This window comes from Mycobacterium sp. NPDC051804, assembly GCF_044452905.1.
GTDB lineage: Bacteria > Actinomycetota > Actinomycetes > Mycobacteriales > Mycobacteriaceae > Mycobacterium.
Window position 1 is genome coordinate 579,344 of sequence record NZ_JBITCD010000003.1, and the last position, 23,622, is coordinate 602,965.

At 66.4% G+C, this 23,622-nt stretch carries 27 protein-coding genes; 4 read left to right on the forward strand and 23 right to left on the reverse strand.

The window, feature by feature from the left end:
* The 7 genes from lgt to ACIA48_RS13910 form a co-directional block, all read right to left on the reverse strand.
* Positions 1–1,577 (reverse strand): prolipoprotein diacylglyceryl transferase (lgt, locus tag ACIA48_RS13880; protein WP_396731951.1); only part of this gene is annotated, 1,577 nt, incomplete at its 3' end.
* A complete protein-coding gene (gene trpA, locus ACIA48_RS13885; protein ID WP_396732830.1) occupies positions 1,574–2,344 on the reverse strand; it encodes a tryptophan synthase subunit alpha in 771 nt (256 codons plus the stop codon). The genes trpA and lgt, both read right to left, overlap by 4 nt.
* A gap of 14 nt (positions 2,345–2,358) precedes the next feature.
* Entirely contained in the window at positions 2,359–3,618 is a 1,260-nt protein-coding gene (trpB, locus tag ACIA48_RS13890; protein ID WP_396731954.1) for a tryptophan synthase subunit beta, read from the reverse strand.
* A 3-nt stretch (positions 3,619–3,621) separates the two neighbouring features.
* Entirely contained in the window at positions 3,622–4,440 is an 819-nt protein-coding gene (trpC, locus tag ACIA48_RS13895; protein ID WP_396731956.1) for an indole-3-glycerol phosphate synthase TrpC, read from the reverse strand.
* Positions 4,441–4,513: 73 nt separating this feature from the next.
* On the reverse strand, positions 4,514–5,092 hold the full coding sequence (locus ACIA48_RS13900; protein WP_396731959.1) for a TIGR02234 family membrane protein: 579 nt from the start codon (positions 5,090–5,092) through the stop codon (positions 4,514–4,516).
* On the reverse strand, positions 5,089–6,561 hold the full coding sequence (locus tag ACIA48_RS13905) for an anthranilate synthase component I (RefSeq protein ID WP_396732832.1): 1,473 nt from the start codon (positions 6,559–6,561) through the stop codon (positions 5,089–5,091). The genes ACIA48_RS13900 and ACIA48_RS13905 overlap by 4 nt, the downstream gene beginning before the upstream one ends.
* 111 nt (positions 6,562–6,672) lie before the next feature.
* Positions 6,673–7,404 carry a phytanoyl-CoA dioxygenase family protein gene (locus tag ACIA48_RS13910; protein ID WP_396731961.1) on the reverse strand — a complete coding sequence of 244 codons (732 nt, stop codon included), beginning with the start codon at positions 7,402–7,404 and terminating at the stop codon, positions 6,673–6,675.
* 67 nt (positions 7,405–7,471) lie between these two features.
* Between ACIA48_RS13910 and ACIA48_RS13915 the strand changes: the two genes are divergently transcribed.
* Together ACIA48_RS13915 and ACIA48_RS13920 are read left to right on the forward strand one after the other, a co-directional pair.
* On the forward strand, positions 7,472–7,936 hold the full coding sequence (locus ACIA48_RS13915; RefSeq protein WP_396731964.1) for a peroxiredoxin: 465 nt from the start codon (positions 7,472–7,474) through the stop codon (positions 7,934–7,936).
* Complete coding sequence (locus ACIA48_RS13920; protein ID WP_396731966.1) at positions 7,933–8,730, forward strand: ABC transporter ATP-binding protein; 798 nt, start codon at positions 7,933–7,935, stop codon at positions 8,728–8,730. The genes ACIA48_RS13915 and ACIA48_RS13920 overlap by 4 nt, the downstream gene beginning before the upstream one ends.
* Before the next feature lie 3 nt (positions 8,731–8,733).
* On the opposite strand, the gene ACIA48_RS13925 is transcribed toward ACIA48_RS13920, so the two are convergent.
* The 11 genes from ACIA48_RS13925 to hisD are packed head-to-tail and all read right to left on the reverse strand — an operon-like array spanning position 8,734 to position 17,428.
* Complete coding sequence (locus ACIA48_RS13925; RefSeq protein WP_396731969.1) at positions 8,734–9,720, reverse strand: alpha/beta hydrolase; 987 nt, start codon at positions 9,718–9,720, stop codon at positions 8,734–8,736.
* A gap of 18 nt (positions 9,721–9,738) precedes the next feature.
* Positions 9,739–10,071 carry a hypothetical protein gene (locus ACIA48_RS13930; protein ID WP_396731971.1) on the reverse strand — a complete coding sequence of 111 codons (333 nt, stop codon included), beginning with the start codon at positions 10,069–10,071 and terminating at the stop codon, positions 9,739–9,741.
* The gene (locus ACIA48_RS13935; protein ID WP_396731974.1) at positions 10,072–11,064 is read right to left on the reverse strand and encodes an alpha/beta hydrolase; all 993 of its coding nucleotides are present in this window, start codon (positions 11,062–11,064) and stop codon (positions 10,072–10,074) included.
* Between the two features lie 2 nt (positions 11,065–11,066).
* Positions 11,067–11,417: a phosphoribosyl-AMP cyclohydrolase gene (hisI, locus tag ACIA48_RS13940; protein ID WP_396731977.1), complete on the reverse strand. Its 351-nt coding sequence runs from the start codon at positions 11,415–11,417 to the stop codon at positions 11,067–11,069.
* The gene (hisF, locus tag ACIA48_RS13945) at positions 11,414–12,187 is read right to left on the reverse strand and encodes an imidazole glycerol phosphate synthase subunit HisF (RefSeq protein ID WP_396731980.1); all 774 of its coding nucleotides are present in this window, start codon (positions 12,185–12,187) and stop codon (positions 11,414–11,416) included. The genes hisI and hisF overlap by 4 nt, the downstream gene beginning before the upstream one ends.
* Positions 12,188–13,003 (reverse strand): inositol monophosphatase family protein, encoded by an 816-nt coding sequence (locus ACIA48_RS13950; protein WP_396731983.1) that lies wholly within the window; start codon positions 13,001–13,003, stop codon positions 12,188–12,190.
* The gene (priA, locus tag ACIA48_RS13955) at positions 13,004–13,738 is read right to left on the reverse strand and encodes a bifunctional 1-(5-phosphoribosyl)-5-((5-phosphoribosylamino)methylideneamino)imidazole-4-carboxamide isomerase/phosphoribosylanthranilate isomerase PriA (RefSeq protein ID WP_396731986.1); all 735 of its coding nucleotides are present in this window, start codon (positions 13,736–13,738) and stop codon (positions 13,004–13,006) included.
* A gap of 10 nt (positions 13,739–13,748) precedes the next feature.
* On the reverse strand, positions 13,749–14,366 hold the full coding sequence (hisH, locus tag ACIA48_RS13960; RefSeq protein WP_396731988.1) for an imidazole glycerol phosphate synthase subunit HisH: 618 nt from the start codon (positions 14,364–14,366) through the stop codon (positions 13,749–13,751).
* Entirely contained in the window at positions 14,363–14,992 is a 630-nt protein-coding gene (gene hisB / locus ACIA48_RS13965; protein WP_396732834.1) for an imidazoleglycerol-phosphate dehydratase HisB, read from the reverse strand. Before hisB ends, hisH begins: the two co-directional genes overlap by 4 nt.
* Positions 14,985–16,115, reverse strand: coding sequence for a histidinol-phosphate transaminase (locus tag ACIA48_RS13970; protein ID WP_396731991.1), 1,131 nt, complete (start codon positions 16,113–16,115; stop codon positions 14,985–14,987). Before ACIA48_RS13970 ends, hisB begins: the two co-directional genes overlap by 8 nt.
* Positions 16,112–17,428, reverse strand: a complete 1,317-nt coding sequence (gene hisD, locus ACIA48_RS13975; RefSeq protein WP_396732837.1) for a histidinol dehydrogenase — start codon at positions 17,426–17,428, stop codon at positions 16,112–16,114. Before hisD ends, ACIA48_RS13970 begins: the two co-directional genes overlap by 4 nt.
* 135 nt (positions 17,429–17,563) lie before the next feature.
* Between hisD and ACIA48_RS13980 the strand changes: the two genes are divergently transcribed.
* Entirely contained in the window at positions 17,564–17,977 is a 414-nt protein-coding gene (locus ACIA48_RS13980) for a nitroreductase family deazaflavin-dependent oxidoreductase (protein ID WP_396731993.1), read from the forward strand.
* 3 nt (positions 17,978–17,980) lie between these two features.
* Here ACIA48_RS13980 and ACIA48_RS13985 read toward each other — a convergent pair whose 3' ends face one another.
* Positions 17,981–19,006 (reverse strand): alcohol dehydrogenase catalytic domain-containing protein, encoded by a 1,026-nt coding sequence (locus tag ACIA48_RS13985; protein ID WP_396731996.1) that lies wholly within the window; start codon positions 19,004–19,006, stop codon positions 17,981–17,983.
* A 64-nt stretch (positions 19,007–19,070) separates the two neighbouring features.
* Between ACIA48_RS13985 and ACIA48_RS13990 the strand changes: the two genes are divergently transcribed.
* Positions 19,071–19,637 (forward strand): TetR/AcrR family transcriptional regulator, encoded by a 567-nt coding sequence (locus tag ACIA48_RS13990; RefSeq protein ID WP_396731998.1) that lies wholly within the window; start codon positions 19,071–19,073, stop codon positions 19,635–19,637.
* On the opposite strand, the gene ACIA48_RS13995 is transcribed toward ACIA48_RS13990, so the two are convergent.
* The 4 genes from ACIA48_RS13995 to nadA are packed head-to-tail and all read right to left on the reverse strand — an operon-like array spanning position 19,638 to position 23,590.
* Entirely contained in the window at positions 19,638–20,117 is a 480-nt protein-coding gene (locus tag ACIA48_RS13995) for a hypothetical protein (RefSeq protein WP_396732001.1), read from the reverse strand. It abuts the gene before it with no gap.
* Positions 20,118–20,145: 28 nt separating this feature from the next.
* On the reverse strand, positions 20,146–21,012 hold the full coding sequence (gene nadC / locus ACIA48_RS14000) for a carboxylating nicotinate-nucleotide diphosphorylase (protein WP_396732003.1): 867 nt from the start codon (positions 21,010–21,012) through the stop codon (positions 20,146–20,148).
* A complete protein-coding gene (locus ACIA48_RS14005) occupies positions 21,012–22,568 on the reverse strand; it encodes an L-aspartate oxidase (RefSeq protein WP_396732006.1) in 1,557 nt (518 codons plus the stop codon). The genes nadC and ACIA48_RS14005 overlap by 1 nt, the downstream gene beginning before the upstream one ends.
* A complete protein-coding gene (gene nadA / locus ACIA48_RS14010) occupies positions 22,565–23,590 on the reverse strand; it encodes a quinolinate synthase NadA (RefSeq protein WP_396732840.1) in 1,026 nt (341 codons plus the stop codon). The genes ACIA48_RS14005 and nadA overlap by 4 nt, the downstream gene beginning before the upstream one ends.
* Between the last annotated feature and the right edge of the window lie 32 nt (positions 23,591–23,622).

Below are 23,622 nucleotides of genomic sequence, written 5' to 3' on the forward strand. Positions count from 1 at the left end.
CCGTCGTCTTCGGCCTCGGCTTCGGCTTCTTCCTCAGCGGCTACCTCTGCCGCGACTTCCTCGGCCTCGTCAGCACTTTCGACCGTAGCCTCATGGACCTCGGGCGCAGCTTCCTGCGCCTCGACAGCATCCTCACCCTCGACAGCACCGACACCACCAACGGATTCTGCCTCGTCCTCAGTTTCAGCCTCAGGTGCTTCGGCTTCTTCCTCAGCGGCTACCTCTGCCGCGACTTCCTCGGCCTCATCGGCACTTTCGACCGCAGCCTCATGCGCCTCGGGCGCAGCTTCCTGCGCCTCGACAGCATCCTCACCCTCGACAGCACCAACACCGCCAACGGCATCGGCCTCAGCGTCCTCGGCTTGTTCTTCAGCGGCTACCTCGGCGGCGTCGTCCTCAGCCACTTCCTCGGCGTCACCAGACTCGGCCTCCTCGGCCTCAGTCTCTGCTTCTTCGTCTTCAGCATCAGCATCAGCAGCGGCGGCGGCTGCAAGCAGTTTGGCTTCAGCGGCGGTGTCCTCGTCGATCTCCGAATCCTGCTCCGAATCCAGATCTTCCGAATCGACATCGAAGTGTTCGTCCGCCGCTTCGATACGGGCGTCTTCATCTTCGTCCTGGCCTGCCGCCTTCGCCGCTGCCACCACACCCGACGTCGCCGCCACCGCGACAAGTTCGTCGGCCATCTCGTCGACGAGCGACTCCCCGCGCGGTTTACCCTTCAGCGTCGCCGGATCCTCACGGCCCTTAGGCGCGACCATGACGTACACCACGGCGCCAATGAACACGAAGGTCGACGTGAATGAGTTAACCCTGATATCCGCGATCAACGTAGCCGGATCGCTACGCAACAGTTCGATCCAGAACCGCCCCGCGCAATAGCCCGCGACATACAACGCGAACAACCGGCCGTGGCCGATCTTGAACCGCCGATCGACCCAGATCAGCAATGCGAAAATCAGGACATTCCACAACAATTCGTAGAGGAACGTTGGATGGACGACTTCATAGAGCTGACCTGTCGACACACCGTTGGCCAGGTCCGGACTGACCACGCCGTTGGCGCCTTCGCGCTCGTAGATCTCCAGGCCCCACGGGACCGTCGTCGGCCGGCCGTACAACTCCTGGTTGAAATAGTTGCCCATCCGGCCGATCGCCTGCGCCAGAATGATTCCCGGAGCAATTGCATCGCCGAACGCAGGCAACGGAATGCCACGATTCCGGCACGCAATCCAGGCTCCAACACCACCTAGCGCTACCGCACCCCAGATTCCCAGGCCGCCGTCCCAGATTCGCAACGCTCCGAGAATCCCTGGCTTGCCCTCACCGAAGTACTTCGACCAGTCGGTGATGACGTGATACAGCCGGCCGCCGATCAGGCCGAACGGCACCGCCCACAATGCGATGTCGTAGATGACGCCGCGCTCGCCGCCCCTGGCCTCCCAGCGACGATCACCGATGACCAACGCCACGACGATCCCGATGATGATGAACAACGCATACGCGCGAATCGGAACCGGACCGATATGCCAAACGCCCTGAGCTGGACTTGGAATGTAGGCGAGCACAGTCGTCGTCACGCGGTAACCCTCTGCCGTACTCCCTCGGCGAGCTCAGCGGTCAGCGTTCGCACCGCATCCTCACTATCCTGCAACGCCGACACCAACGCCGACCCCACGATCACCCCGTCCGCATAGGCACCGATCTCTGCCGCCTGCTCGCGCGACCGCACACCCAGGCCGACACCGACCGGGATATCCGATACCGCCTTCACCCGGCTCACCAACGCGGGCGCCGCATTGGACACGGCGTCACGCGCACCGGTCACACCCATAGTCGATGCGGCGTACACGAATCCGCGTGAGGCCTTGACCGTCGCCGCGAGCCGCTCCGGCGTCGACGACGGTGCCACCAGGAAAATACGATCCAGATCGTGCGCTTCCGATACCTCGAGCCACTCCGTCGCCTCGTCCGGAATCAGATCGGGCGTGATCATCCCCAGCCCGCCGGCCGCCGCCAGGTCGCGCGCGAACGCGTCTACACCCCAACGCAGCACCAGATTCCAGTACGTCATCACCACGGCCCGGCCGCCCGCATTGCTGATCGCCTCAACGGCTGCCAACGTGTCGCGCACCCGCACACCGCCGCGCAGCGCCGCCTCCGTGGCCGCCGCGATCGTCGGCCCGTCCATGCCCGGATCCGAATACGCGATGCCCACCTCGATGAGATCGCAGCCGGATTCGACCAACGCCGTCATCGCCGAGATCGACTTCGGCACATCGGGAAAACCCGTCGGCAGATAACCGATCAGCGCCGCGCGGTCTTCGTCTCGGCACGTGTCGAACATTGCCGCCAGCCGGCTCACGAGTCACCGTCCATCAGGCCGAACCACTTGGCCGCTGTCTCGACGTCCTTGTCGCCGCGTCCAGACAGATTGACCAGGACGATCGCACCGCTGCCCAATTGCCTGCCCAGCTTCAGCGCTCCCGCGACGGCATGCGCCGATTCGATGGCCGGGATTATTCCTTCGGTGCGGCACAACAGGCCAAAGGCATCCATCGCCTCGGTATCGGTGATCGGCTGATACTCCGCGCGCCCAATATCCTTCAAGAACGCATGCTCGGGACCGACGCCCGGATAGTCCAAACCGGCTGAGATCGAATGCGATTCGATGGTCTGACCATCTTCGTTCTGAAGCAGGTACGAGAACGACCCCTGAAACGCCCCCGGTGATCCACCGGCGAAAGTCGCTGCGTGACGGCCAGTTTCGACGCCGTCACCTGCCGCCTCGAAGCCGACCAACCGAGTGCCGGGGTCGTCGATGAACGCGTGGAAGATGCCGATTGCATTCGACCCGCCACCCACGCACGCCGTCACCGCATCGGGCAACCGGCCGGCCTGTGACTGAATCTGCGCACGCGCCTCCAGTCCGATCACCCTTTGGAAGTCGCGCACCATCGTGGGAAACGGGTGCGGTCCGGCGGCGGTGCCGAAACAGTAATACGTGTTGTCGGCGTTGGTGACCCAATCCCGGAAGGCTTCGTTGATCGCGTCCTTGAGCGTCTTCGAACCGGACTCGACAGACACCACTTTCGCGCCGAGCAAGCGCATCCGCGCGACGTTCAGAGCCTGACGTGCCGTATCGACCGCACCCATGTAGATGATGCATTCCAGACCAAGCAAAGCGCAGGCCGTCGCGGTGGCCACCCCGTGCTGGCCCGCGCCCGTCTCGGCGATCACCCGCGACTTGCCCATCTGCTGAGCCAGTAGCGCCTGTCCGAGCACGTTGTTGATCTTGTGAGATCCCGTGTGGTTGAGATCTTCTCGCTTCAGAAACAGTCGCGCGCCACCCGCGTGCTCTGACAGCCTGGACGCCTCGTACAACGGCGACGGCCTGCCGGTGTAGTGGCGCTGCAGGCGATCCAGTTCATCGAGAAACGTCTGATCGCCACGAGCTTTGTCATAGGCGGCAGTGACCTCTTCGATCACCGCCATCAGCGCCTCAGGAACGAATCGTCCACCGTAGACGCCGAAATGGCCGCGCGCGTCAGGATCGTGGACTGTGGGTTCGGCGACGGCCGCACTGGAACGCGGCAACTCCGGCCCGGCGAGGTCGGCCACTTGTCAGCGTGACGGTTTCGGGCAGGACGGATGCGTACCTGCGGTGACCAGATCGGCAACGGCGCCGCGGGGGTCACCACTGGTGACCAGTCCCTCACCGACGAGCACGGCATCGGCGCCTGCTCCGGCGTACGCGAGCAGATCGGCGGTGCCGCGGACACCCGACTCGGCGATGCGGATGACACCGCTCGGCAGGCCGGGGGCGATGCGCGCGAAGCAGTCCCGATCGACGTTCAGCGTCTTGAGGTCGCGTGCGTTGACCCCGATCACCTTCGCTCCGGCCTGCAGTGCGCGATCTGCTTCTTCTTCGGTGTGCACCTCGACAAGTGCTGTCATGCCAAGCGATTCGGTGCGATCGAGCATCGACTCCAGCGCCTGCTGCTCGAGCGCGGCAACGATCAGCAGCAGCATGTCAGCACCGTGGGCACGTGCCTCGTGGATCTGATAAGGGCCGACGATGAAATCCTTGCGCAGCACCGGGATTGACACCGCGGCGCGCACCGCGTCGAGGTCGTCGAGCGATCCGTTGAAGCGGCGCTGCTCGGTCAGGACGCTGATGACGCGTGCGCCGCCGTCCTCGTACGCACGGGCCAGTGCCGCCGGATCCGAAATCGAAGCCAGTTCTCCACGTGACGGGCTGGCGCGCTTCACTTCCGCGATGACGCCGATACCGGGTTCACGCAGCGCCGCCAAGACGTCCAGCGGAGACGGTGCGGCCTTGGCCGCTTCCTTGATGTCTGCTAGCGGTAGAACTGCCTCGCGAGCTGCGACATCAGCGCGAACACCCTCAATGATGGTGTCGAGCACGGTTGCCGAACTCATGGGGTGCTGGTTCCTCCCGGATGATGCCCACAGATCTTCAACGAAGGGTAACCCGTCGCCACACCCCCTGGTGTCACCGCCCCTTGTCCGGGTCGGTCGGGTCGCGGCCTTCATCGAGTGCGTCCCACAGCTGCCGCTCGGACATCGCATCGTCCGCCTGGTCCGTCGAAATCGCGGTACGACGTGCGTAACGCGCCGTACCTGTGCTCTCCTTGGTGACCGATCGCAGCAGCAACACCGCGCATGCAAGCGTGACGACCGCGGCCACCACCGTGACCACCGCGCCCCCGTAGTGCCGCTGAGTCCCGACCAGGTCGGCAACCGGCGCGTCGGCCAGATGCGACGCCCTGACGCCGACATCACGGGTCACCCACAGGCTGATCGCCAAATAGGCCATTCCCGCACTGGCAATCGCTGCGAGGATGGCCAGTGCCCGCAACGGCCAACCGCGTACCGCCAGCGCGGCGACGGCGGTCGCCAACAGCAGCACTGCCAGCGGTACCAACGCCGTCGACCACGAGCCGCCGGACAGCGCCACGGTCCTCGGCTGGCCCAGCCCGTCGAACGACGTCACGTCGACCCACGTCATCCGCGACGCCCCCCATAGCGCCGCCGCGGCCAGTACCAGCCCGAGCTGCGCAGTCCGGATCACGGTTCGGTCAGCGTTTCCGCGGCCGCGACGGCGTTCAGCACCGCGCGGGCCTTATTCGCCGCCTCCGTGTACTCATACGGGCCATTGGAGTCGGCCACAACTCCCCCGCCGGCCTGCACGTACGCCGTGCCCCCGCGCATCAATGCGGTGCGAATCGCGATCGCAAAATCGGCGTTGCCCGCGAAGTCCAGATAGCCGAGCACGCCGCCGTACAGTCCGCGACGAGTCTTCTCGACCTCCTCGATCAGCTCCATCGCGCGCACCTTCGGTGCACCCGACAACGTGCCCGCCGGGAAGCACGCCGTCACAGCATCCAACGCGGTCTTGTCCTCGGCGAGCTCGCCGTGCACCGTCGACACGATGTGCATGACGTGGCTGTAACGCTCGATATGGCTGTAGTCCTCGACGCGCACTGTGCCGGGACGGCAGACGCGGCCGAGGTCATTGCGGCCCAGGTCGACCAACATCAAATGCTCGGCACGCTCCTTGTCGTCGTGCAGCAATTCCTTCTCCAGCAGCAGATCCTCTTCCTCGGTCTGCCCACGCCACCGCGTACCCGCGATCGGATGCGTCGACGCCCGACCGTCCTTGACGGTCACCAGCGCCTCAGGGCTTGAGCCGACGATCGAAAAGTCCAGTCCCCCTGTGCTATCGGGCACATTGAGCAGGTACATATACGGGCTCGGGTTGCTCACCCGCAACATGCGGTAGACGTCGAGCGGGTCGGCGTCGGTGTCCATCTCAAATCGCTGCGAAGGCACTACCTGGAATGCCTCACCCGCCTCGATGTCACCGACGAGTTTCTCGACGATCGCTGTGTATTCCTCGACGGTGCGCTGTGAACGGTGCAGCGGCGCGGGCTTGCTGAAGGTCGCAACGGTCGACGCCAGCGGCTCACCGAGCGCGGCAGTCATCACATCGAGCCGGGCGACCGCGTCGTCGTAAGCCCAGTCCACCCGCTCGTCGGTGCCGTTCCAATTCACCGCGTTGGCGATCAGTGTGATCGTGCCTTCGTGGTGGTCCACGGCGGCGACGTCCGTGGCCAGCAGCAGCAACATGTCCGGCAATCCGAGATCGTCGATTGCCAGCGACGGCAGCCTCTCCAGCCGCCGCACCATGTCGTAGGCGAAGAACCCCACGAGGCCTGACGACAGCGGCGGCAGACCCGACACCGGCTCGGTCTTCAACAGCTCCAGCGTCGCGCGCAGCGCCGCAAGTGGCTCCCCGCCCTGGGGCGCATCCTTCGGGGTCGTACCAAGCCAGATGGCCTCGCCGTCACGAACCGTCAGCGCCGACGGCGCACCTGCGCCGATGAACGACCAGCGCGACCACGACCGGCCGTTTTCAGCCGATTCGAGCAGGAACGTCCCGGGCCGATTGGCGGCCAGCTTGCGGTAGGCCGACAGCGGGGTCTCGCTGTCGGCGAGCACCTTGCGGGTCACCGGCACCACGCGGTGCTCGGCGGCCAGCGCCCGGAAGTCCTCACGGGACGTCGTTTGTAGCGCCGATGTGGGGGCACCTCCCGCTTGCGGGGGACGCTCGCGCGAAGACCCGACAGCAGGGTTGGCGGTCGATTGCACTCAGCGATTCTCCCAGACGCCCGCGAGCGGCGACGACGACGCAGGCGTCAGCGGACTCGTCAGCACGACCGGGCCCTGCGCCATGAACCGGGGCCTGCGGCCGCGGTGCTCGTCGGCGGCGTGCACCGTGAACGGATGGACGAGGTACATGTCACCGGGCAGTCCGGTGGCTTGCACCACGGGCCGCTCGGTACTCGCTTCGTCGACCAGCCGGCCCATGTCGGCCAACTCCACCGGATCCGGTCCCAGCACCCGAGCCACGTCGCGGTGCGATCCTGCCCGGATGCGCGTCGGCGCGTCCTCGGGACCCACCTCCGAAAGCAGGGTGAGCACCAGCAGCGTGTTGGGACGTCCGGTCACGGCCCACGACCCATCGGGTTGCGGCGTGTTGGCATCGATGTGCCACCCGCGGTCGTCGTTGGGCGGCACGGTGTCGCCGTTGGGGAATCGAACGGGGATGTTGCCCAGGGCCCCTCGCGGCAACCAGCAGCCGGCACCGCAGACACGGTCCAGCGCTTCTGCTAGTGCTGGACTGCGCACGAGCTCACCGAACGGCCCTTGTCCTGTCAGATCGGACGCCCAGCGGACGGGCTCCGACCAACCAGCGGGATCGTCGGGCGATAGACCCAGCTGCTGCCACAGCAGGGCGCGCGCCGCATCGGCGACGGTGCGCAGAGCCGCCTGCTCGATTCTCGCGTAGCCCTCGGTCATGAACTCGTCGACATCCAGCATCGGACGCACGCTCTCACGGCGACGGCAACCCGCGCCAACGATTTTCAGTGGGCGTAGCGTGACGATCATGAAACGTGGTGACCAGGTTGCAGAGTTCGAATTGCCGGACCAGACGGGCACTGTGCGGAGCCTCACGGACTTGCTCGCCGGTGGACCGATCGCGCTGTTCTTCTACCCCGCCGCGATGACGCCGGGTTGCACCAAAGAGGCGTGCCACTTCCGCGATCTCGCCTCGGAGTTCGCCGAGGTCGGCGCCAGCCGCGTCGGCATCAGCACCGACGACGTCGAGAAGCAGGCAAAGTTCGCCGACAAGCAGAGCTTCGACTACCCACTGCTGTCGGATAGCGGCGGCGCCGTCGCCGCGCAGTTCGGGGTCAAGCGCGGACTGCTGGGCAAGCTGTCGCCCGTCAAGCGCACGACGTTCGTCATCGATACGGATCGCACGGTGCTCGAGGTGATCGCCAGCGAGGTCAATATGGACACCCACGCCGATAAGGCGCTGGAGGTGCTGCGCCAACGTCAGTCGGCGTGACACCCGTCCTCGAACTCGCCGATGTGACGTTCCGTCGCGACGGCAAGCAGATCATCGACGGCATCTCACTCACCGTGAACGCCGGTGAGCACTGGGCGCTGCTCGGGCCGAACGGTGCAGGCAAGAGCACGCTGTTGGGTTTCTGCGCGGCGGTGACGTTTCCGAGCTCGGGCACCGTGCGGATCCTCGGCGAACAGATGGGGCGTGTCGATCTCGGCCGGCTGCGGCACTCCATCGGCCACGTGAATCCCCGTCACCGGCTCCAGTATTCGTTGACTGTGCGCGAAGTGGTGCTGACGGGCATCACGGCGACCATCGACCTCCCGATGCGCTGGACGCCGTCGTCCGCGGAGCTCGACCGGGCGAACGCGATGATCGACGCGGTTGGCCTGTGGCACAAGGTGACTGACGTGTGGCCGACCCTGTCGCAGGGTGAACGGGGCCGCACCCTCATTGCTCGCGCGTTGGTGTCCGAACCACGGCTGCTACTGCTCGACGAGCCGACGACGGGCCTCGACGTCGCCGCGCGGGAGCAGCTGTTGGAGACCATCGACTCGCTCGACGAGACGCACCCCGACGTCGCCTCTATCCTCGTGACGCACCACCTCGAAGAGCTGCCGACCACCACGACGCACGCCATGCTGATCGCCGAGGGTCGCACCGTCGCCGTCGGTCCCGCACGAACGACGGTGACGACCGACAACGTCAGCGCCGCGTTCGACCATCCGGTGATCGTCGGCTACGACGAGGGCCGCTGGACCGCTCGCGCCAAGGCAACTCGCATCATCGACTGAGCGTCACAGGTGTGTGCGCAGATGGTCGATCAGACCCTGCATGAACTCGTCCATCGATCGCGCCTTCTGCGCGAACCCGTCTGCGGCGTGGTACATCCGCGGCACGATGGTCAATTCGCACGGCACATCGCTCGCACGGAGCTTCTCCGCGTAGTCCACGTCCTCGGCGTAGTACAGGTCCAGATCGCCGACGCCGATCCAGGCGGGTGCAAGACCGGACAGATCGTCCCGTCGGGCGGGCGCCGCGTAGGCCGGCGCGTCCGACATCCGCGGCTCCCTGCCGAGGTATGCGGTCCAGGCGTACCGGTTCGATTCGGGCGTCCAGACGATCTGGCCGCGGCCCTCGTGGTCGTGCTTCAGCACTGTGCGGTCGTCCAGCATCGGATACACGAGCCCCTGGGCACGTAGCGACATTCCCTCGTCGTGGCTGCGCTGGGCGACCGCGGCCGCCAGTCCACCGCCTGCGCTCGCCCCGACGACCGCGATGCGATCGGCGTCTATCCCCAACTCGTCGGCGTGCTCACGCATCCAAACCAAGGTGGCCATGCAGTCGTCGAGTGCTGCGGGGAAAGGGTTTTCGGGGGCGAGACGGTAGTCCGGCGCCACGACGACCGCGCCCAGATCTCTCGCGATTCGCCCGTGAGTCATCTGCTCGAGCTGTGGTGATCCGACGATCATGCCGCCGCCGTGCAAAGACAGCACCGCGGGCCGCTTCGCCTGATGCCCCTCCGGAGTCGTGATGAGGACCCGCACCGGCAGTTGGCCGATCTGTCGCGTGACGACGGTGACACCGCCTCCCGGCGACGATTTGACCCGGTAGATCTGGCGAATGACGGGCAAGGACTTGTCCGAGTAGGTGACCGTCACAAATGGCAGGACGGGGCTGCGCAGTTCGGGCGCAACGTGCGTGAGCGCGTCGCGCATCGCGAGATAGCGACGGGCGGCCAGCGCCGCGACACCGACTGCGGCGATCGCCACCAACTTCTTCATGGCGGTGAATGTAGTCGTTCAGGGATGCGTGACGACAAGAACTTTTGAGCGGTCTTTCGGGTCGACGCGAACCGGCACCTGCGCCCCCACCGCGATGTGTGGCGCCGTCGACAGTTCGAGGGCGACCCGCCGCACGGCCCGGTACGGGTCGCTGCCGGGCAGGTGGACATCCAACGACAGCTCATGCCAGGCACCGACCGTCGTCGTGGCGATGTTCTGTTCGATGCCCACGATGGTGGCGGTTGCGATCACACCGTCGCGCATCAAGCGATCGCGTTCGATGCCTAACGCGCTGAGTTCGTCGAATGCGGCCAACGCCTCGCGCTCGTCCCGGCGATCGAACCATCCCATCTAAATCTCGAGGTACTTCCGGAGATGTTCGAGCAGGCTTGCGCGAAACTCACGCATCGACGGAGCCTTCGGCTTCAGACCATCCGCGCCGTGATACATCCCTTCGACCGTGACCAATTCGCACGGCACACCGGCTTCCTTCAGCCGCGCCGCATAGTCGACGTCCTCATCGTGAAAGACGTCCAGGGTCCCTACGCCGACCCAGGCGGGTGCCAGCCCGGACAAGTCGACTCTGCGTCCGGGAGCCCCGTATTCGGGCGCATCCGACATCCGCGGCGCGCGGCCGAGGTAAGCCGTCCAGCCGAACGTGTTCGACTCCGGTGTCCACGCGAACCGTCCCTGCCCACGATGGTCGGCGCGCAGCGTGCATCGGTCGTCCAGCATCGGATAGACGAGCACCTGCGCCCGCAACGGGATCCCCTCGTCATGGCAGCGCTGCGCTACCGCTGCCGCCAAACCACCGCCGGCACTCGCACCGACGACCGCCACCCGTGTCGGATCGATCCCCAATTCGTCGGCGTTGGAAAGCATCCAGCGCAGCGTCGCCATACAGTCGTCCAACCCTGCGGGGAACGGATGCTCGGGCGCCAGCCGGTAGTCAGGCGATACCGCCACCACCCCGAGGTCACGTACCAGGCGGCCCGTGCCGGCCGCCTCGAACTCGGGGGTGCCGACGACGTAGCCGCCACCGTGGATCCACAACACCGCCGGACTGGGCACGTCCCGATATACCGGCGTGAAAACCGCAGTGCGCACGGACGGCTCGCCGATGTAGCGCTCGGTGACGGAGACGCCGTGTCCCGGCTTCGTGCGCACATTGAAGATCAGCCGAAATGCCCCGAGCTTGTTGGCGGTCAGCGGCGTCGCGATCAACGGCAACAGCGGGCTGCGCAATTCGGGTGCGACGCTTGCGACGGCTTCGCGGACCTTCAGTCGGCTGCGCACCACCGCGGCGACAAGTGCCAATCCGGCGATCGCCGCGACCCGCTTCACTATCACTCCTCCGACGCCAACAACACGTCCGCATCGAAGCAACTGTGGTCGCCGGTGTGGCACGCCGCCCCGACCTGGTCGACTTCCAGCAGCACCGTGTCACCGTCGCAGTCCAGTCGCACCGAATGCACATACTGTGTGTGGCCCGACGTGGCGCCCTTGATCCACTGTTCGCCGCGGGAACGCGAATAATAGGTCGCCTCACGGGTTTCCAGCGTCCGCGCCAATGCGTCGTCGTCCATCCATGCGACCATCAGCACCTGGCCGGTGCCGCGCTCCTGTACCACGGCTGCGAACAGCCCGTTGGCGTCGCGCTTGAGTCGCGCGGCGAGGCCTGCGTCCAGTGCGCTCATCTCACGACAATCCCTTCGGCCGCCATCGCCGCCTTGACCTCCTTGATGGTCAGCTCGCGGAAATGGAACACACTCGCGGCAAGAACAGCGTCGGCACCTGCTACCACCGCGGGCGCGAAATGTTCCGTTGCACCCGCGCCGCCGCTGGCGATCACCGGGACGTTGACCGCCCCACGCACCGCCGTGATCATCGGCAGGTCGAACCCTGCCTTCGTGCCGTCAAAGTCCATCGAGTTCAACAGGATCTCGCCGACACCGAGTTCTGCTCCCCTGGTCGCCCATTCGACGGCGTCGATACCGGTGCCCCGGCGCCCACCGTGCGTGGTGACTTCCCACCCCGACGGCGTCGGTTCCTGATCCTGGGGCACTGTGCGTGCGTCGACCGACAGCACGATGCACTGCGAGCCGAACTGGCGTGACAACTCGGCCAGCAGCTCCGGTCTGGCGATTGCGGCAGTGTTCACCGCGACCTTGTCCGCGCCCGCTCGCAACAACACGTCGACGTCGGCGACCGATCGCACGCCACCACCCACCGTCAGCGGAATGAACACCTGCTCGGCCGTGCGCTTGACGACCTCGAGCATGGTTGCCCGTCCCGCAGAGGAGGCAGTGACGTCCAGGAACGTGAGCTCGTCGGCGCCCTCGGCGTCGTACGCGGCCGCCAGTTCAACGGGATCGCCTGCATCGCGCAGGTTCTCGAAGTTCACTCCCTTGACCACCCGGCCATCGTCGACGTCCAGGCAGGGAATGATGCGAACCGCAAGGTCCATTTAGAAGTCCTCCGGTGCGCCGACCGACTGCAACAGTTCGAGAAGTTCGGCGTGCACCCCCGGCGCCCCGGCCAGCGCCGAACGCGATTCGGTGGTCCAGTCGCTGCCGTCCAGGTTCGTGACGATGCCGCCCGCCGACCGCACAAGTGCGACACCTGCGGCGTGGTCCCAAACATGCGCACCGAAACTGATGGCACCGCCGAGGACCCCCGACGCGGTGTACGCGAAGTCGATCCCGGTGGCGCCATGCATCCGCATGCGGGAACACTTGCGGCTGAGGTTCTCGATCACCGCGAGCCGGTAGCGTCCCGGTACCTTGCCCCGCGAATCGACGTTGAACGTGCTCACCCCGACGATCGCTTCGGACAACTTCACGGGCTGCAGCGCGGTCTGCTCAACATCGTTGCTGCGCAATGGTTTACCGACGACACCGGTGAATCGTTCACCAGTAAACGGAACCCACGTCAAGCCGGCGACGGGCTCGCCGTCACGCATCAGTCCGAGCAGGATGGCTGCCATCGGCGAACCGGCCGCATAGTTGAACGTCCCGTCGATCGGATCGAGCACCCACACCAGCGGCGAATCGACGTCGGCACCACCGAACTCCTCGCCGTGCACCTCGATCCCGGTCTCACGGCGCAGCGCCTCGACCACCTGGCGTTCGATCGCGAGGTCAACTTCCGTGGCGAAGTCGTTGCCCTTCTTCTGCACTGCGGAGTCGGCACGGTGACCTTCGATGAACGGTTTGGCCGCGTCGTCGAGAATCTTGGTGGCCACGGCGACCAGCGCATCGAGGTCCGCCGTATCGAGGGCCATCTACTGTGCCACCGCCGCCAGCGCCTCGGGAAGTGTGAACCGACCCGCGTACAACGCCTTTCCGACGATCGCACCCTCCACACCGCGGTCGGTCAGCGTCGCGATCGCCCGCAGATCGTCGAGGCTGGAGACTCCGCCCGATGCAATCACCGGTGCGTTGGTGCGATCGGTGACCTTCGTCAGCAGCTCGAGATTCGGCCCGTTCAGCGTGCCGTCCTTGGTCACGTCGGTGACAACGAATCGCGTACAACCCTCGCGGTCAAGGCGTTCCAGCACGTCCCACAGATCGCCGCCGTCGGTTTCCCACCCGCGGCCGCGCAATCGGTGATCGTCGCCGTCGATCTTCACGTCGAGTCCTACGGCCACCTTGTCGCCGTGCTCGGCGACGGCCTTCGCGCACCACTGGGGATTCTCCAGCGCCGCCGTGCCGAGGTTCACCCGGGCGCAGCCGGTGGCCAGGGCAGCCGCCAGTGAGTCGTCGTCACGTATCCCGCCCGACAGCTCCACAGCGACGTCGAGCCTGCCGACCACCTCGGCGAGCAGTTCACGGTTGTTGCCCCTGCCGAAGGCGGCGTCGAGGTCCACCAGGTGGATCCACTCCGCACCGTCACGCTGCCAGGTCATGGCGGCGTCGAGCGCCGAGCCGTACTCGGTTTCGCTGCCCGCCTTTCCCTGCATGAGGCGAACGGCGCGGCCCTCGACCACGTCAACGGCGGGAAGCAGTATCAATCTCACGGCCGTCAACCTAGAGCCCCTCAACCCAATTGTTCAAAAGCGATGCCCCGGCGTCGCCGCTCTTCTCCGGGTGGAACTGCGTCGCGGAAAGCGGACCGTCCTCGACCGCGGCCAGGAACGGGACGGTGTGGGTGGCCCACGTCAGCTTCGCGTCCGGGCTGCCTTCCCACTGCTGAGCGGCATAGGAGTGCACGAAGTAGAACCGCGTATCGGGGTCCAGGCCCTTGAACAGTCGGGTGTCCGCGGGTGCATCCACGACGTTCCAGCCCATGTGCGGGATCACCGGGGCGTCCAACCGGATCACCGCTCCGGGCCATTGACCGCACCCTGTGCTCTCCACGCCGAACTCGACCCCGCGCGCGAACAGGATCTGCATCCCGACACACACCCCGAGCACCGGCCGGCCCAGGGCCACCCGCTCTGCGATGATCTTCTCCCCACCGATCTGGCGCAGGCCGGTCATGCACGCCTCGAAGGCGCCGACGCCCGGCACCACCAAACCGTCGGCGTTCATCGCCGCATCGACGTCGGCGGTCACTTCGACGGCCGCGCCCGTACGCTCCAGCGCGCGCTGAGCCGATCGAAGGTTTCCGGAGCCATAGTCGAGGACGACGACTCTCGCTGTCACAGTGTGCCTTTGGTCGACGGCACTCCGGTGACACGCGGATCGAACTCGACCGCCTGTCGCAACGCACGAGCGACGGCCTTGTACTCCGCCTCGGTGATGTGGTGGGGGTCGCGGCCGTACAGCACCCGCACGTGCAGTGCGATCCGCGCGTTCATCGCGATGGTTTCGAACACGTGGCGGTTGACCACGGTGTGGTACGGCGCCTCGGATCCCGCGATGGTGAAGTGCAGCATGTGATCCGGCTCGCCGGTGTGCACGCAGTACGGCCTGCCCGACACGTCGACCGCGGCGTGCGCGAGCGACTCGTCCATCGGGATCCAGGCGTCGCCGAAGCGGCGAATGCCCTTCTTGTCGCCCAAGGCCTGCCCCAGCGCCTGGCCGAGCACGATCGCGGTGTCCTCGATCGTGTGGTGGCCCTCGATCTCGACGTCGCCTTTGGCGCGCACGGTCAGGTCGAAGCTGGCGTGACTGCCAAGCGCCGTCAGCATGTGGTCGAAGAACGGCACACCGGTTTCGACGCTGACGTTGCCGGTGCCATCGAGGTCGAGTTCGACCACGATGTCCGATTCCTTGGTCTTGCGTTCGATCTTCGCGATGCGAGACGTGGTCACTGTGCTCCTATGGATACTCGTGCTGGGCCAACTGGGAAGCCGCCAACGCTGCGCTGACCTCGAGCAGCGCATCGTTCTCTATGGCAAGTCCGGTGGTGGCGCGCAGGAATCCAGGGATCCCGACATCGCGGATGAGTACTCCGGCATCCAGATAGCGCTGCCACGTGGCTGGTGCGTCGGCGAACTCGCCGAAGAGCACGAAGTTCGCATCGCTGTCGATGACACGAAACCCCATGCGGGTCAGATCTTCTGCGACCCGTTCACGCTCGGCGATGAGCTTGGCGACGCTGCCCAGGGTGTCGTCGGCGTGGCGCAGCGCGGCGCGCGCAGCCGCCTGAGTGACCACCGACAAGTGGTACGGCAGCCGGACGAGCAGCATCGCGTCGATCACCGCCGGAGCCGCGATGAGATAGCCGAGCCGCCCGCCGGCGAAGGCGAACGCCTTGCTCATGGTGCGGGTCACGACGAGCCTGCTCGGGTAGTCGTCGATGAGGTTGACTGCGCTGAGTTGGCTCGAGAATTCGCCGTAAGCTTCGTCGACGATCAGCACTCCGGTCGACATCGCTTCCAAGACGCGCCGCAAGTCGTCGAGTGAAATGCTCTGTCCCGACGGGTTGTTGGGGCTGGCGAGGAACACGACGTCCGGAGTGTGTTCCTTGATGGCCTGCACCGCGACATCGACGTCGAGGCTGAAGTCGTCGGCGCGGTTGGCGACCAGCCACTCGGTCTGCGTCCCGTCGGAGATGATGGGATGCATCGAGTACGACGGCACGAATCCGATGGCGCTGCGCCCCGGGCCACCGAACGCCTGCAGAAGCTGCTGCAGGATTTCGTTGGAACCGTTTGCCGCCCAGAGGTTCTCGACACCGAGAGGGACACCGGTTTGCGCACTGAGATATGCGGCGAGGTCGGTGCGCAACGCGACCGCATCACGATCCGGGTAGCGATGCAGCTCCCCCGCGACCCCTCGGACCGATTCGGTCACATCGTCGACCAGAGCCTTCGTCGGCGGGTGTGGATTCTCGTTGGTGTTGAGCCGCACCGGCACCTGCAGCTGCGGCGCCCCGTAGGGCGACTTACCGCGAAGGTCATCACGCAGCGGCAGATCGTCAAGGGTCACCTTCTTGCCGAGCGTCACCTTTCGAACCTCCGCCGTACCGCTTCGCCGTGCGACGGCAGGTTCTCGGCCTCGGCGAGCGTAATCACATGTCCTGATACGTCCTTGAGTGCCGCCTCGTCATAGTCGACGACGTGGATGCCGCGCAGGAACGTCTGCACGGACAGCCCGCTGGAGTGCCGTGCGCAGCCAGCGGTGGGCAGCACGTGGTTGGAGCCGGCGCAGTAGTCACCGAGACTCACCGGGGAGTAGGCACCGACGAATATCGCCCCGGCCGAACGGATTCGGCGGGCCACGTCGCGGGCGTCGGCGGTCTGGATCTCCAGGTGCTCGGCCGCGTAGGCGTTGACGGTGCGAATACCCGCCTCGAGGTCGTCGACCAGCACCGTCGCCGACTGCTTGCCGCTCAGTGCCGCGGTCACCCGCTCGCCGTGGACGGTGGTCTCCAGCTGGTTCGCCAGTTCCCTGTCGGTGGCGTCGGCCAGCTCAGGGCTGGTGGTGACCAGCACGCTCGAGGCCATCTCATCGTGCTCGGCCTGACTGATCAGGTCGGCGGCGACGTGCACGGGGTCCGCGGTGTGATCGGCAAGGATCGCGATCTCGGTCGGGCCCGCCTCCGCATCGATTCCGACCTGCGAACGGCAGATCCGTTTGGCCGCCGTCACCCAGATATTGCCTGGGCCGGTGACCATGTCGACAGGGGCCAGCTCGGATCCGTCGGTGTCGGTGCCGCCGAACGCGAGCAGCGCGACGGCCTGCGCGCCCCCGACGGCCCATACCTCGTCGACACCCAGGAGCCGCGCCGCGGCCAGGATCGTGGGGTGCGGCAGGCCGCCAAACTGCACCTGCGGTGGGCTGGTGATCACCAACGAGTCGACACCCGCGGTCTGGGCGGGCACGACGTTCATGACCACGCTGGACGGATAGACGGCGTTGCCGCCCGGGACATAAAGGCCGACACGCTCGACCGGAACCCATCGTTCGGTCACGGTGGCCCCGGGGCCGAGCGTCGTCGTGGTGTCGGTACGACGCTGATCGGCGTGTACCGCACGGGCACGCTCGATTGCTACCTCGAGTGCGGCGCGGATGTCGGCCGGCAATTCGGCCAGCGCGGTCTCCAGGTGAGCTGCGGGTACCCGGACCTGCGCGGGCCGCACGCCGTCGAAGGATTCACCGAACTCGAGGGCGGCCTCGGCGCCGCGCTCGGCCACCGCGGTCACGATGGGACGAACCTTCGGCACGACCGCATCGACGTCCACGCCACCGCGCGGCAGGGCCGACCTCAGCCGCGCGGCCGAAAGCTCGGTGCCCCGCAGATCGATGCGGGCGAGCAGGACTGACGAATCACTCACCCAGCCATTGTCCCAGAACAGGCCAAATCGTTATCGCGGCGGCGAGCAGCGGCATTTTTGCGGTCAGCAGCGCCTGTTTCTGCAGCACCGGACCCTCGTCACGTAGTGTCCAGATTCATGTCCGCCAAGGATCATCCCAACAACGCGCCGGGCGTCCCGATGGTTTATCCGCCCACATTCGAGCGCCTGCAAATCAAGTACATGAACCCGATGGTCAAGCGGATTGCGCGGTTCATGCCCGGCGTCGCGAAGATCAAGCACCGCGGCCGCAAGTCCGGTAAGACCTACGAAACCGTCGTCACCCCGTTCCGCAAGGGCACCGTTCTCGCGATCGCGCTCGGGCACGGCAAGACCGACTGGGTGAAGAATGTGATTGCCGCTAACGAGGCCGACGTCGTCTTCGGCTCGCGCACAGTCCACATCGTCAACCCGCGGATTCTGCCAGCGGGTACGGGCGGCGCCGACGACCTGCCGTTCATGGCGCGCACACAGGCCAAGAAGATGGCCATCTTCGTCGCCGACATCGCCTGAGCGCTATCGCGTGAACACCGTCTTGCCCGTCATCGAGGGCCAGACTTCCGGGGCCGCGTCCCACGGCACCGCCCGGTCCACCGCCGGCGTGAGATCACAGCCTGCTTCGAGAAGTTCCACGACCTCGGGAATGACGGCGCGCGCGTTGACCCGGCCTGTCACAAACCTCACCCCTCGCGTGTACATGGGCAATAACGGCAGCTCGACCGCACCCTGGTAATAGATGCCCGTGTCGGTGCACACACCGTCCGGCCACGTCGCGCGTAGCGTCGCCGCGAGCACGGCCGGATCGGCGGACGTGTGGACAGTGACCGGATACGGACCCGATGACTTGTCCGGCTTGGGCCTGTCATGCACTGTGGCACCGAGCTTTTCGGCGGCAGCCAGCCGCTGCGGATCAGTATCGACATAGTCGACGCCATAGCCGAGCGCCGCGGCCAATCCCGCGGCGTACAGGCCAATCGATTGCCGCCCGACGACCAGGACACGCCGATCGGCGACGTCGAGTGCGTCGAGTTCGGCCCGGTACGGCCCGACTGCCCGCCACCCGTCGACGATGTTGTCCGATAAGGACGCGACACCGACAAGGTCGACGCCGCGCGGGATCGGCACCAGCATCGCGTCGGCGTACGGCACGTGGACCAGATCAGCCATGAATCCGCCGCCGTCCAAGCCGGCGAGCGGTGCCATGCCGTACATGGCCATGAGCGGATGCGCGCCACACGACCCCGTCACTCCCCGTCGACACTCGCGACATTGCCCGCAGCTGATCTGGAACGGGATGACGACCCGATCGCCGAGCGCCACACTGCGCACAGCATCCCCGACGGCGACGACTTCACCAATGCCCTCGTGCCCGACCGCGTGTCCGGGCGGCACCGGGAGACGGCCCTCGGCGACAGCCACGTCGAGGTCGCAACATGCCACCAGCGTCGGCCGGACAATTGCCTGCTCAGGGGCCTGGATCTGGGGTTCCGCGGCCTCGCGCCAGGCATAGGAACCCGCCTCTTCGAACACCAGCTGCTGCATCGTCGGCCCCTTCTTTAGCGATTGTTCAACTATTCTTGAGTGACCTTTCAAGTAAAGTCAAGAGATGCCCCGCCCAGATCGGAGCCGCACCGCACTCGTCAACGCCGCGGCCCAGCTCTTTCGCAGGCAGGGTTATGCGGCCACCGGTGTGAATCAGATTTTGGAGACCGCGGACGTCAAAGCCGGATCGCTGTACCACCACTTCCCCGACGGCAAGCAGCAGCTGGCGGCGGCTGTGGTGGACAGCGCCGGAACCGATATCGAAACGCGGCTGCGGCAGTTTCTCGGCAGCGGATTGCCGGTGCCCGACATCGTCGACGGCTGGATCGATCTGATGTCATCGGGCTTGGCGATGGATCGACGCGACGGCTGCCCCATCGAACCGATCGCAACCGAATCGGTGAACGCGAGCCCGCTCGTCCGTGAGGCGTCGGCGCGGGCTTTTCGCGCCTGGCAGACAGCCATCGCCGACCGGTTGCGCGACGATGGTTGGGGCGAAGCCGACTCCGAGCAGACGGCGCTGGCCGTCATCGCCCTTCTCGAAGGAGCACTGATCCTGTCGCGCATCGCGGGTGACAGTGCCGCGCTCGATTCCGCGAAAGCGGGCGCGCGCATGCTGCTCACCGAATAGCTATTTGCACAACTCTTCGAGGCCGGCGTTCACCTCGTCGGCGTTCTTCAGTCGCTGGGCCTGCGCGGGATCGTCGTTTGTCACGCCCGCCGTCGCGTTCGCACCGATATCCATCAGGTCATCGGCGAATTCACGAACTTTGGCGGCCAGGTCGTCCGGCGTCGCCGGGTCCAACCGCGCGATCAGGTACTGCCCGCCGTCATTCAATGACACCCGCGCGTTGGCGGCCACGGCCTGAGCACCGGTGATGTCAGCCGCTCCACCCGCAGGCATCAAATTGGTATTGAGCGACACGCCGCGCCGCACGACCTCCACCGCCGTACAGACCTTGGCCCTGGCGTCGGCGGTCTGTTCAGCGCTGTAGTCCGTGTTGGCCGGATCTGACCGGTACACCGACCAAGCGGCCACCCCTAGCGCGGCAACCGCCACGGCCAGACTGATGATGGTCAGCGCCATGAGGCGGCGCGAAACGACATTCACGATGCGCCATCGTAATGGCCTGTGCTGTCTAGAGATCCAGCCCGATGTCCAGCACGGTCACCGAGTGGGTGAGCGCACCGACTGCCAGGTAATCCACGCCTGTCCCGGCGTACTCGGCCGCCGTATCGAGCGACAGTCCGCCCGAGGACTCCAGCTTGGTTGCCGGAGACCGCGAATCACGGCGCTGGACCGCGATCTGCGTCTGCCAGACCGGGAAGTTGTCGAGCAGCACGAGTGCCTCGTCCCCCAGGTTCTCGGCGAACACCTCGTCGAGTTGTTCCAGGGAGTCCACCTCAACCTCACACGGCAGATTCGGAGCGGCGGCGCGCACGGCCCGCAGCGCAGCCACCACCGAGCCCGCGGCGGCGACGTGGTTGTCTTTGATCAGCGTGGCGTCGCCCAGGCCCATCCGGTGGTTCACTCCACCGCCGACCCGGACCGCGTACTTCTGCAGAGCCCGCAGCCCCGGCAAAGTCTTGCGGGTGTCGCGGATCTTCGCTCCGGTGCCCTGGACGGCGGCCACCCACTCCGCGGTCGTGGTGGCGATGCCGGATAGATGACATACCAGGTTCAGCGTGGTGCGCTCTGCGGTCAGCAAGCCCTGCGTCGGCGCTTCGACAGCCAGCACCACCCCGCCCGCGTCGAGCCACTCGCCGTCGTCGACACGGTGCTTGACGACGTATCCGCCGACACCGAGCACCTCGTCGAGGACCAGCAGCGCGATGTCCACGCCGGCGATGACGCCGGGCTGCCTGGCGACCATCGACGCGGTCGTCGTGGCATCCGGGCTGACCGTCGCCAGCGTGGTGGCATCAGGGCCGTACCGCAGGTCCTCCTCGAGGCCGAGTGCGATCACCCGGCGAGCCTCGGTCAGCTCATCGGCAGTCAATTCCATCAGGCGCACACCACCGCGGGCACCAGGCTGCGCGCCATCGCCGGGTCAGTTTCCGGGTAGTCGGAACGATGATGGCAGCCCCGCGATTCGGTTCGCTCCAAAGCCGCTGTCATCACCGCACCCGCCGCGCAGGTCAGCGCGACATCCTCGAAATCCTTGCGCGAGTTGAGCTTCCGGGGGGATCCGGTCTCCAGCAGTTGGGCCAGCGAGCGCAGACCGGCATCGTCTCGGACCACTGCCGCGTACCGCGTCATTGCCCTCTGCAGATCCGCCCTCGGCAGGGCACGCCGAACCGCTGGCTCCGGCGGCACCGCGGTGGACGTTCCGGAGTCCGAAGCGTGTGCGGCCGCGGCGCTTCCAGCTCGACCGCCGACCACAAGACCCTCGAGCAGGCTGTTGGAGGCCAATCGGTTCGCCCCATGCATTCCGGTGCGCGCCACCTCCCCCGCCGCGAAAAGCCCCGTCAATTCGGTGCGCCCATGGACATCGGTGACGACACCGCCACAGCTGTAGTGCGCGCCCGGGACAACGGGGATGGCCTGACGCGTCGGATCGATACCCGCGTCGCGGCACGCCGCCGTGACCGTGGGAAAGCGCTTCTTGAAACCCTTGATACCGCGTGCATCGAGGTAGACACAGGGGTCGCCAGTCTCCGTCATCCGGGCGTCGATCGCCGCGGCGACGATATCGCGTGGCGCCAGATCCCCCATTGGATGCACCCCTTCAGTGACCGAACGGCCATGGGAGTCAACAAGAACCGCACCTTCGCCGCGGACAGCCTCGGTGATCAGCGGCCGTCGCCCACCCGCATGTCCGTCGAACAGCATCGTCGGGTGGAACTGAATGAACTCGAGGTCGGACACCGGTAGCCCGGCCCACATCGCCAGCGCGACACCGTCACCCGTGGAACCCTCGGGATTCGTGGTCGCCGAGTACAAGTGCCCGAGTCCACCGGTCGCCAGGATCACCGATCGAGAGTGGATCATCCCCGGGCCGTCGTCGTTGAGCGCGAGGACGCCGGTGACCGCGCCATCGTCGTGCAGGATCTCCAGCGCGACGTGGTTGCGACGGATGTCCAAGCGGGCCGCGGCATCGTCCAGCGCGCGCTGGACCTCCGCGCCGGTCGCATCGCCTCCGGCGTGGATGATCCGCCTGCGCGAATGCCCGCCTTCTCGGGTGAGGGACCACTGTCCGGGGGCCGCTTCGTCGAACCGAGCGCCGTCATCGACGAGGTCGCGCACCGCGCGGTAACCATCGGCGACGATGGAGCGCACCGCCTCCGGGTCGCACAGTCCGGCACCCGCAGCCAACGTGTCGGCCACATGTGCGTCGATCGAATCGCCGTCTTCGCGTAGGACTTCCGGCAATACCACCGCGATGCCGCCCTGCGCGTAGAACGTGGCCGTGTTGCCGGCCTTGCTGAGCACCATCACCTTTTGGCCCCGACGGTGTGCGGCGAGCGCAGCGCACAGACCGGCCACACCGGTGCCGATCACGACGACGTCGGCGCGCTGCTGCCAGTAGCCGCTACCGCCGCAACCGGCCTGGCGCGTCATTCGCCGCCGCCGGGCTGACCGATCTCGATCATCCGCAACACGCTGTCACGTCCCAGTCGGGCGGTCTCGGGATCGACGTGGACCTCGTCCTTGCCTTCCACCAGGCAGCGCAACAGCGCAGCGGGGGTGATCATCTTCATGAACTTGCACGACGCCCGGTCGTTGACCGCTTGGAAGTCGACTTCCGGTGCGACGCGACGCAACTGGTGCAGCATCCCGACCTCGGTCGCGACGAGCACCTGGCGCGCCCGGGTGTCCCGCGCCGCGTCCAGCATGCCGCCGGTGGATAGGATCTTGACTCGGTCCTCCGGGAATGCGCCTTCGCCGGCCAGGTACAGAGCCGAAGTGGCGCAACCGCATTCGGGGTGGACATAGAGTTCGGCGTCCGGATGCGCGCGAGCCTGATCGGCCAGCTCGTCGCCGTTGATGCCGGCGTGCACATGGCATTCACCGGCCCAGACGTGGAGATTCTTGCGGCCGGTCACGCGGCGCACGTGAGCACCCAGGAATTGGTCCGGGCAGAAGAGCACCTCGCGGTCCTCCGGGATCGACGCGACGACCTCGACGGCGTTCGACGAGGTGCAGCAGATGTCGGTCTCGGCTTTCACTGCGGCGGTGGTGTTGACGTACGAGACGACCACAGCGCCGGGGTGTTCGGCCTTCCACTCGCGCAGTTCGTCGGCGGTGATCGAGTCGGCCAGTGAGCATCCGGCCCGCTGATCGGGGATCAGCACGGTTTTCTCCGGGGACAGGATCTTTGCGGTCTCGGCCATGAAGTGCACGCCGCAGAACACGATGGTGTCCTCGGGGACTTCGGCGGCGATGCGCGACAACGCCAGCGAGTCACCGACGTGGTCGGCGACGTCCTGGATGGCCGGCAGCTGGTAGTTGTGCGCCAGCAGCGTCGCACCGCGCAGATCGGCCAGGCGGCGCACCTCGGCGGCCCATTCCTGATCGCCGTCGACGCCGGAGTATCCGTTCGGCCCCGCGACGATGTGGTCCGCCAGATCGTTAGCGGGCATGCGATCCAAAACCGTCACAACCGCCTCCTTAG

What these genes read in the sequence shown, in the direction of transcription:
- ACIA48_RS13915 (WP_396731964.1), top strand. Translation starts at nt 7,472, where the DNA reads ATGAAACGTGGTGACCAGGTTGCAGAGTTCGAATTGCCGGACCAGACG.
- hisI (WP_396731977.1), bottom strand. Translation starts at nt 11,417, where the DNA reads ATGAGCGCACTGGACGCAGGCCTCGCCGCGCGACTCAAGCGCGACGCC.
- hisF (WP_396731980.1), bottom strand. Translation starts at nt 12,187, where the DNA reads ATGGACCTTGCGGTTCGCATCATTCCCTGCCTGGACGTCGACGATGGC.
- nadC (WP_396732003.1), bottom strand. Translation starts at nt 21,012, where the DNA reads ATGGAATTGACTGCCGATGAGCTGACCGAGGCTCGCCGGGTGATCGCA.
- ACIA48_RS13930 (WP_396731971.1), bottom strand. Translation starts at nt 10,071, where the DNA reads ATGGGATGGTTCGATCGCCGGGACGAGCGCGAGGCGTTGGCCGCATTC.
- nadA (WP_396732840.1), bottom strand. Translation starts at nt 23,590, where the DNA reads ATGCCCGCTAACGATCTGGCGGACCACATCGTCGCGGGGCCGAACGGA.
- trpA (WP_396732830.1), bottom strand. Translation starts at nt 2,344, where the DNA reads ATGTTCGACACGTGCCGAGACGAAGACCGCGCGGCGCTGATCGGTTAT.
- ACIA48_RS13910 (WP_396731961.1), bottom strand. Translation starts at nt 7,404, where the DNA reads ATGCTGGATGTCGACGAGTTCATGACCGAGGGCTACGCGAGAATCGAG.
- ACIA48_RS13980 (WP_396731993.1), top strand. Translation starts at nt 17,564, where the DNA reads ATGTCCGCCAAGGATCATCCCAACAACGCGCCGGGCGTCCCGATGGTT.
- trpC (WP_396731956.1), bottom strand. Translation starts at nt 4,440, where the DNA reads ATGAGTTCGGCAACCGTGCTCGACACCATCATTGAGGGTGTTCGCGCT.
- ACIA48_RS13990 (WP_396731998.1), top strand. Translation starts at nt 19,071, where the DNA reads ATGCCCCGCCCAGATCGGAGCCGCACCGCACTCGTCAACGCCGCGGCC.
- ACIA48_RS13950 (WP_396731983.1), bottom strand. Translation starts at nt 13,003, where the DNA reads ATGGCCCTCGATACGGCGGACCTCGATGCGCTGGTCGCCGTGGCCACC.
- ACIA48_RS14005 (WP_396732006.1), bottom strand. Translation starts at nt 22,568, where the DNA reads ATGACGCGCCAGGCCGGTTGCGGCGGTAGCGGCTACTGGCAGCAGCGC.
- ACIA48_RS13985 (WP_396731996.1), bottom strand. Translation starts at nt 19,006, where the DNA reads ATGCAGCAGCTGGTGTTCGAAGAGGCGGGTTCCTATGCCTGGCGCGAG.
- ACIA48_RS13925 (WP_396731969.1), bottom strand. Translation starts at nt 9,720, where the DNA reads ATGAAGAAGTTGGTGGCGATCGCCGCAGTCGGTGTCGCGGCGCTGGCC.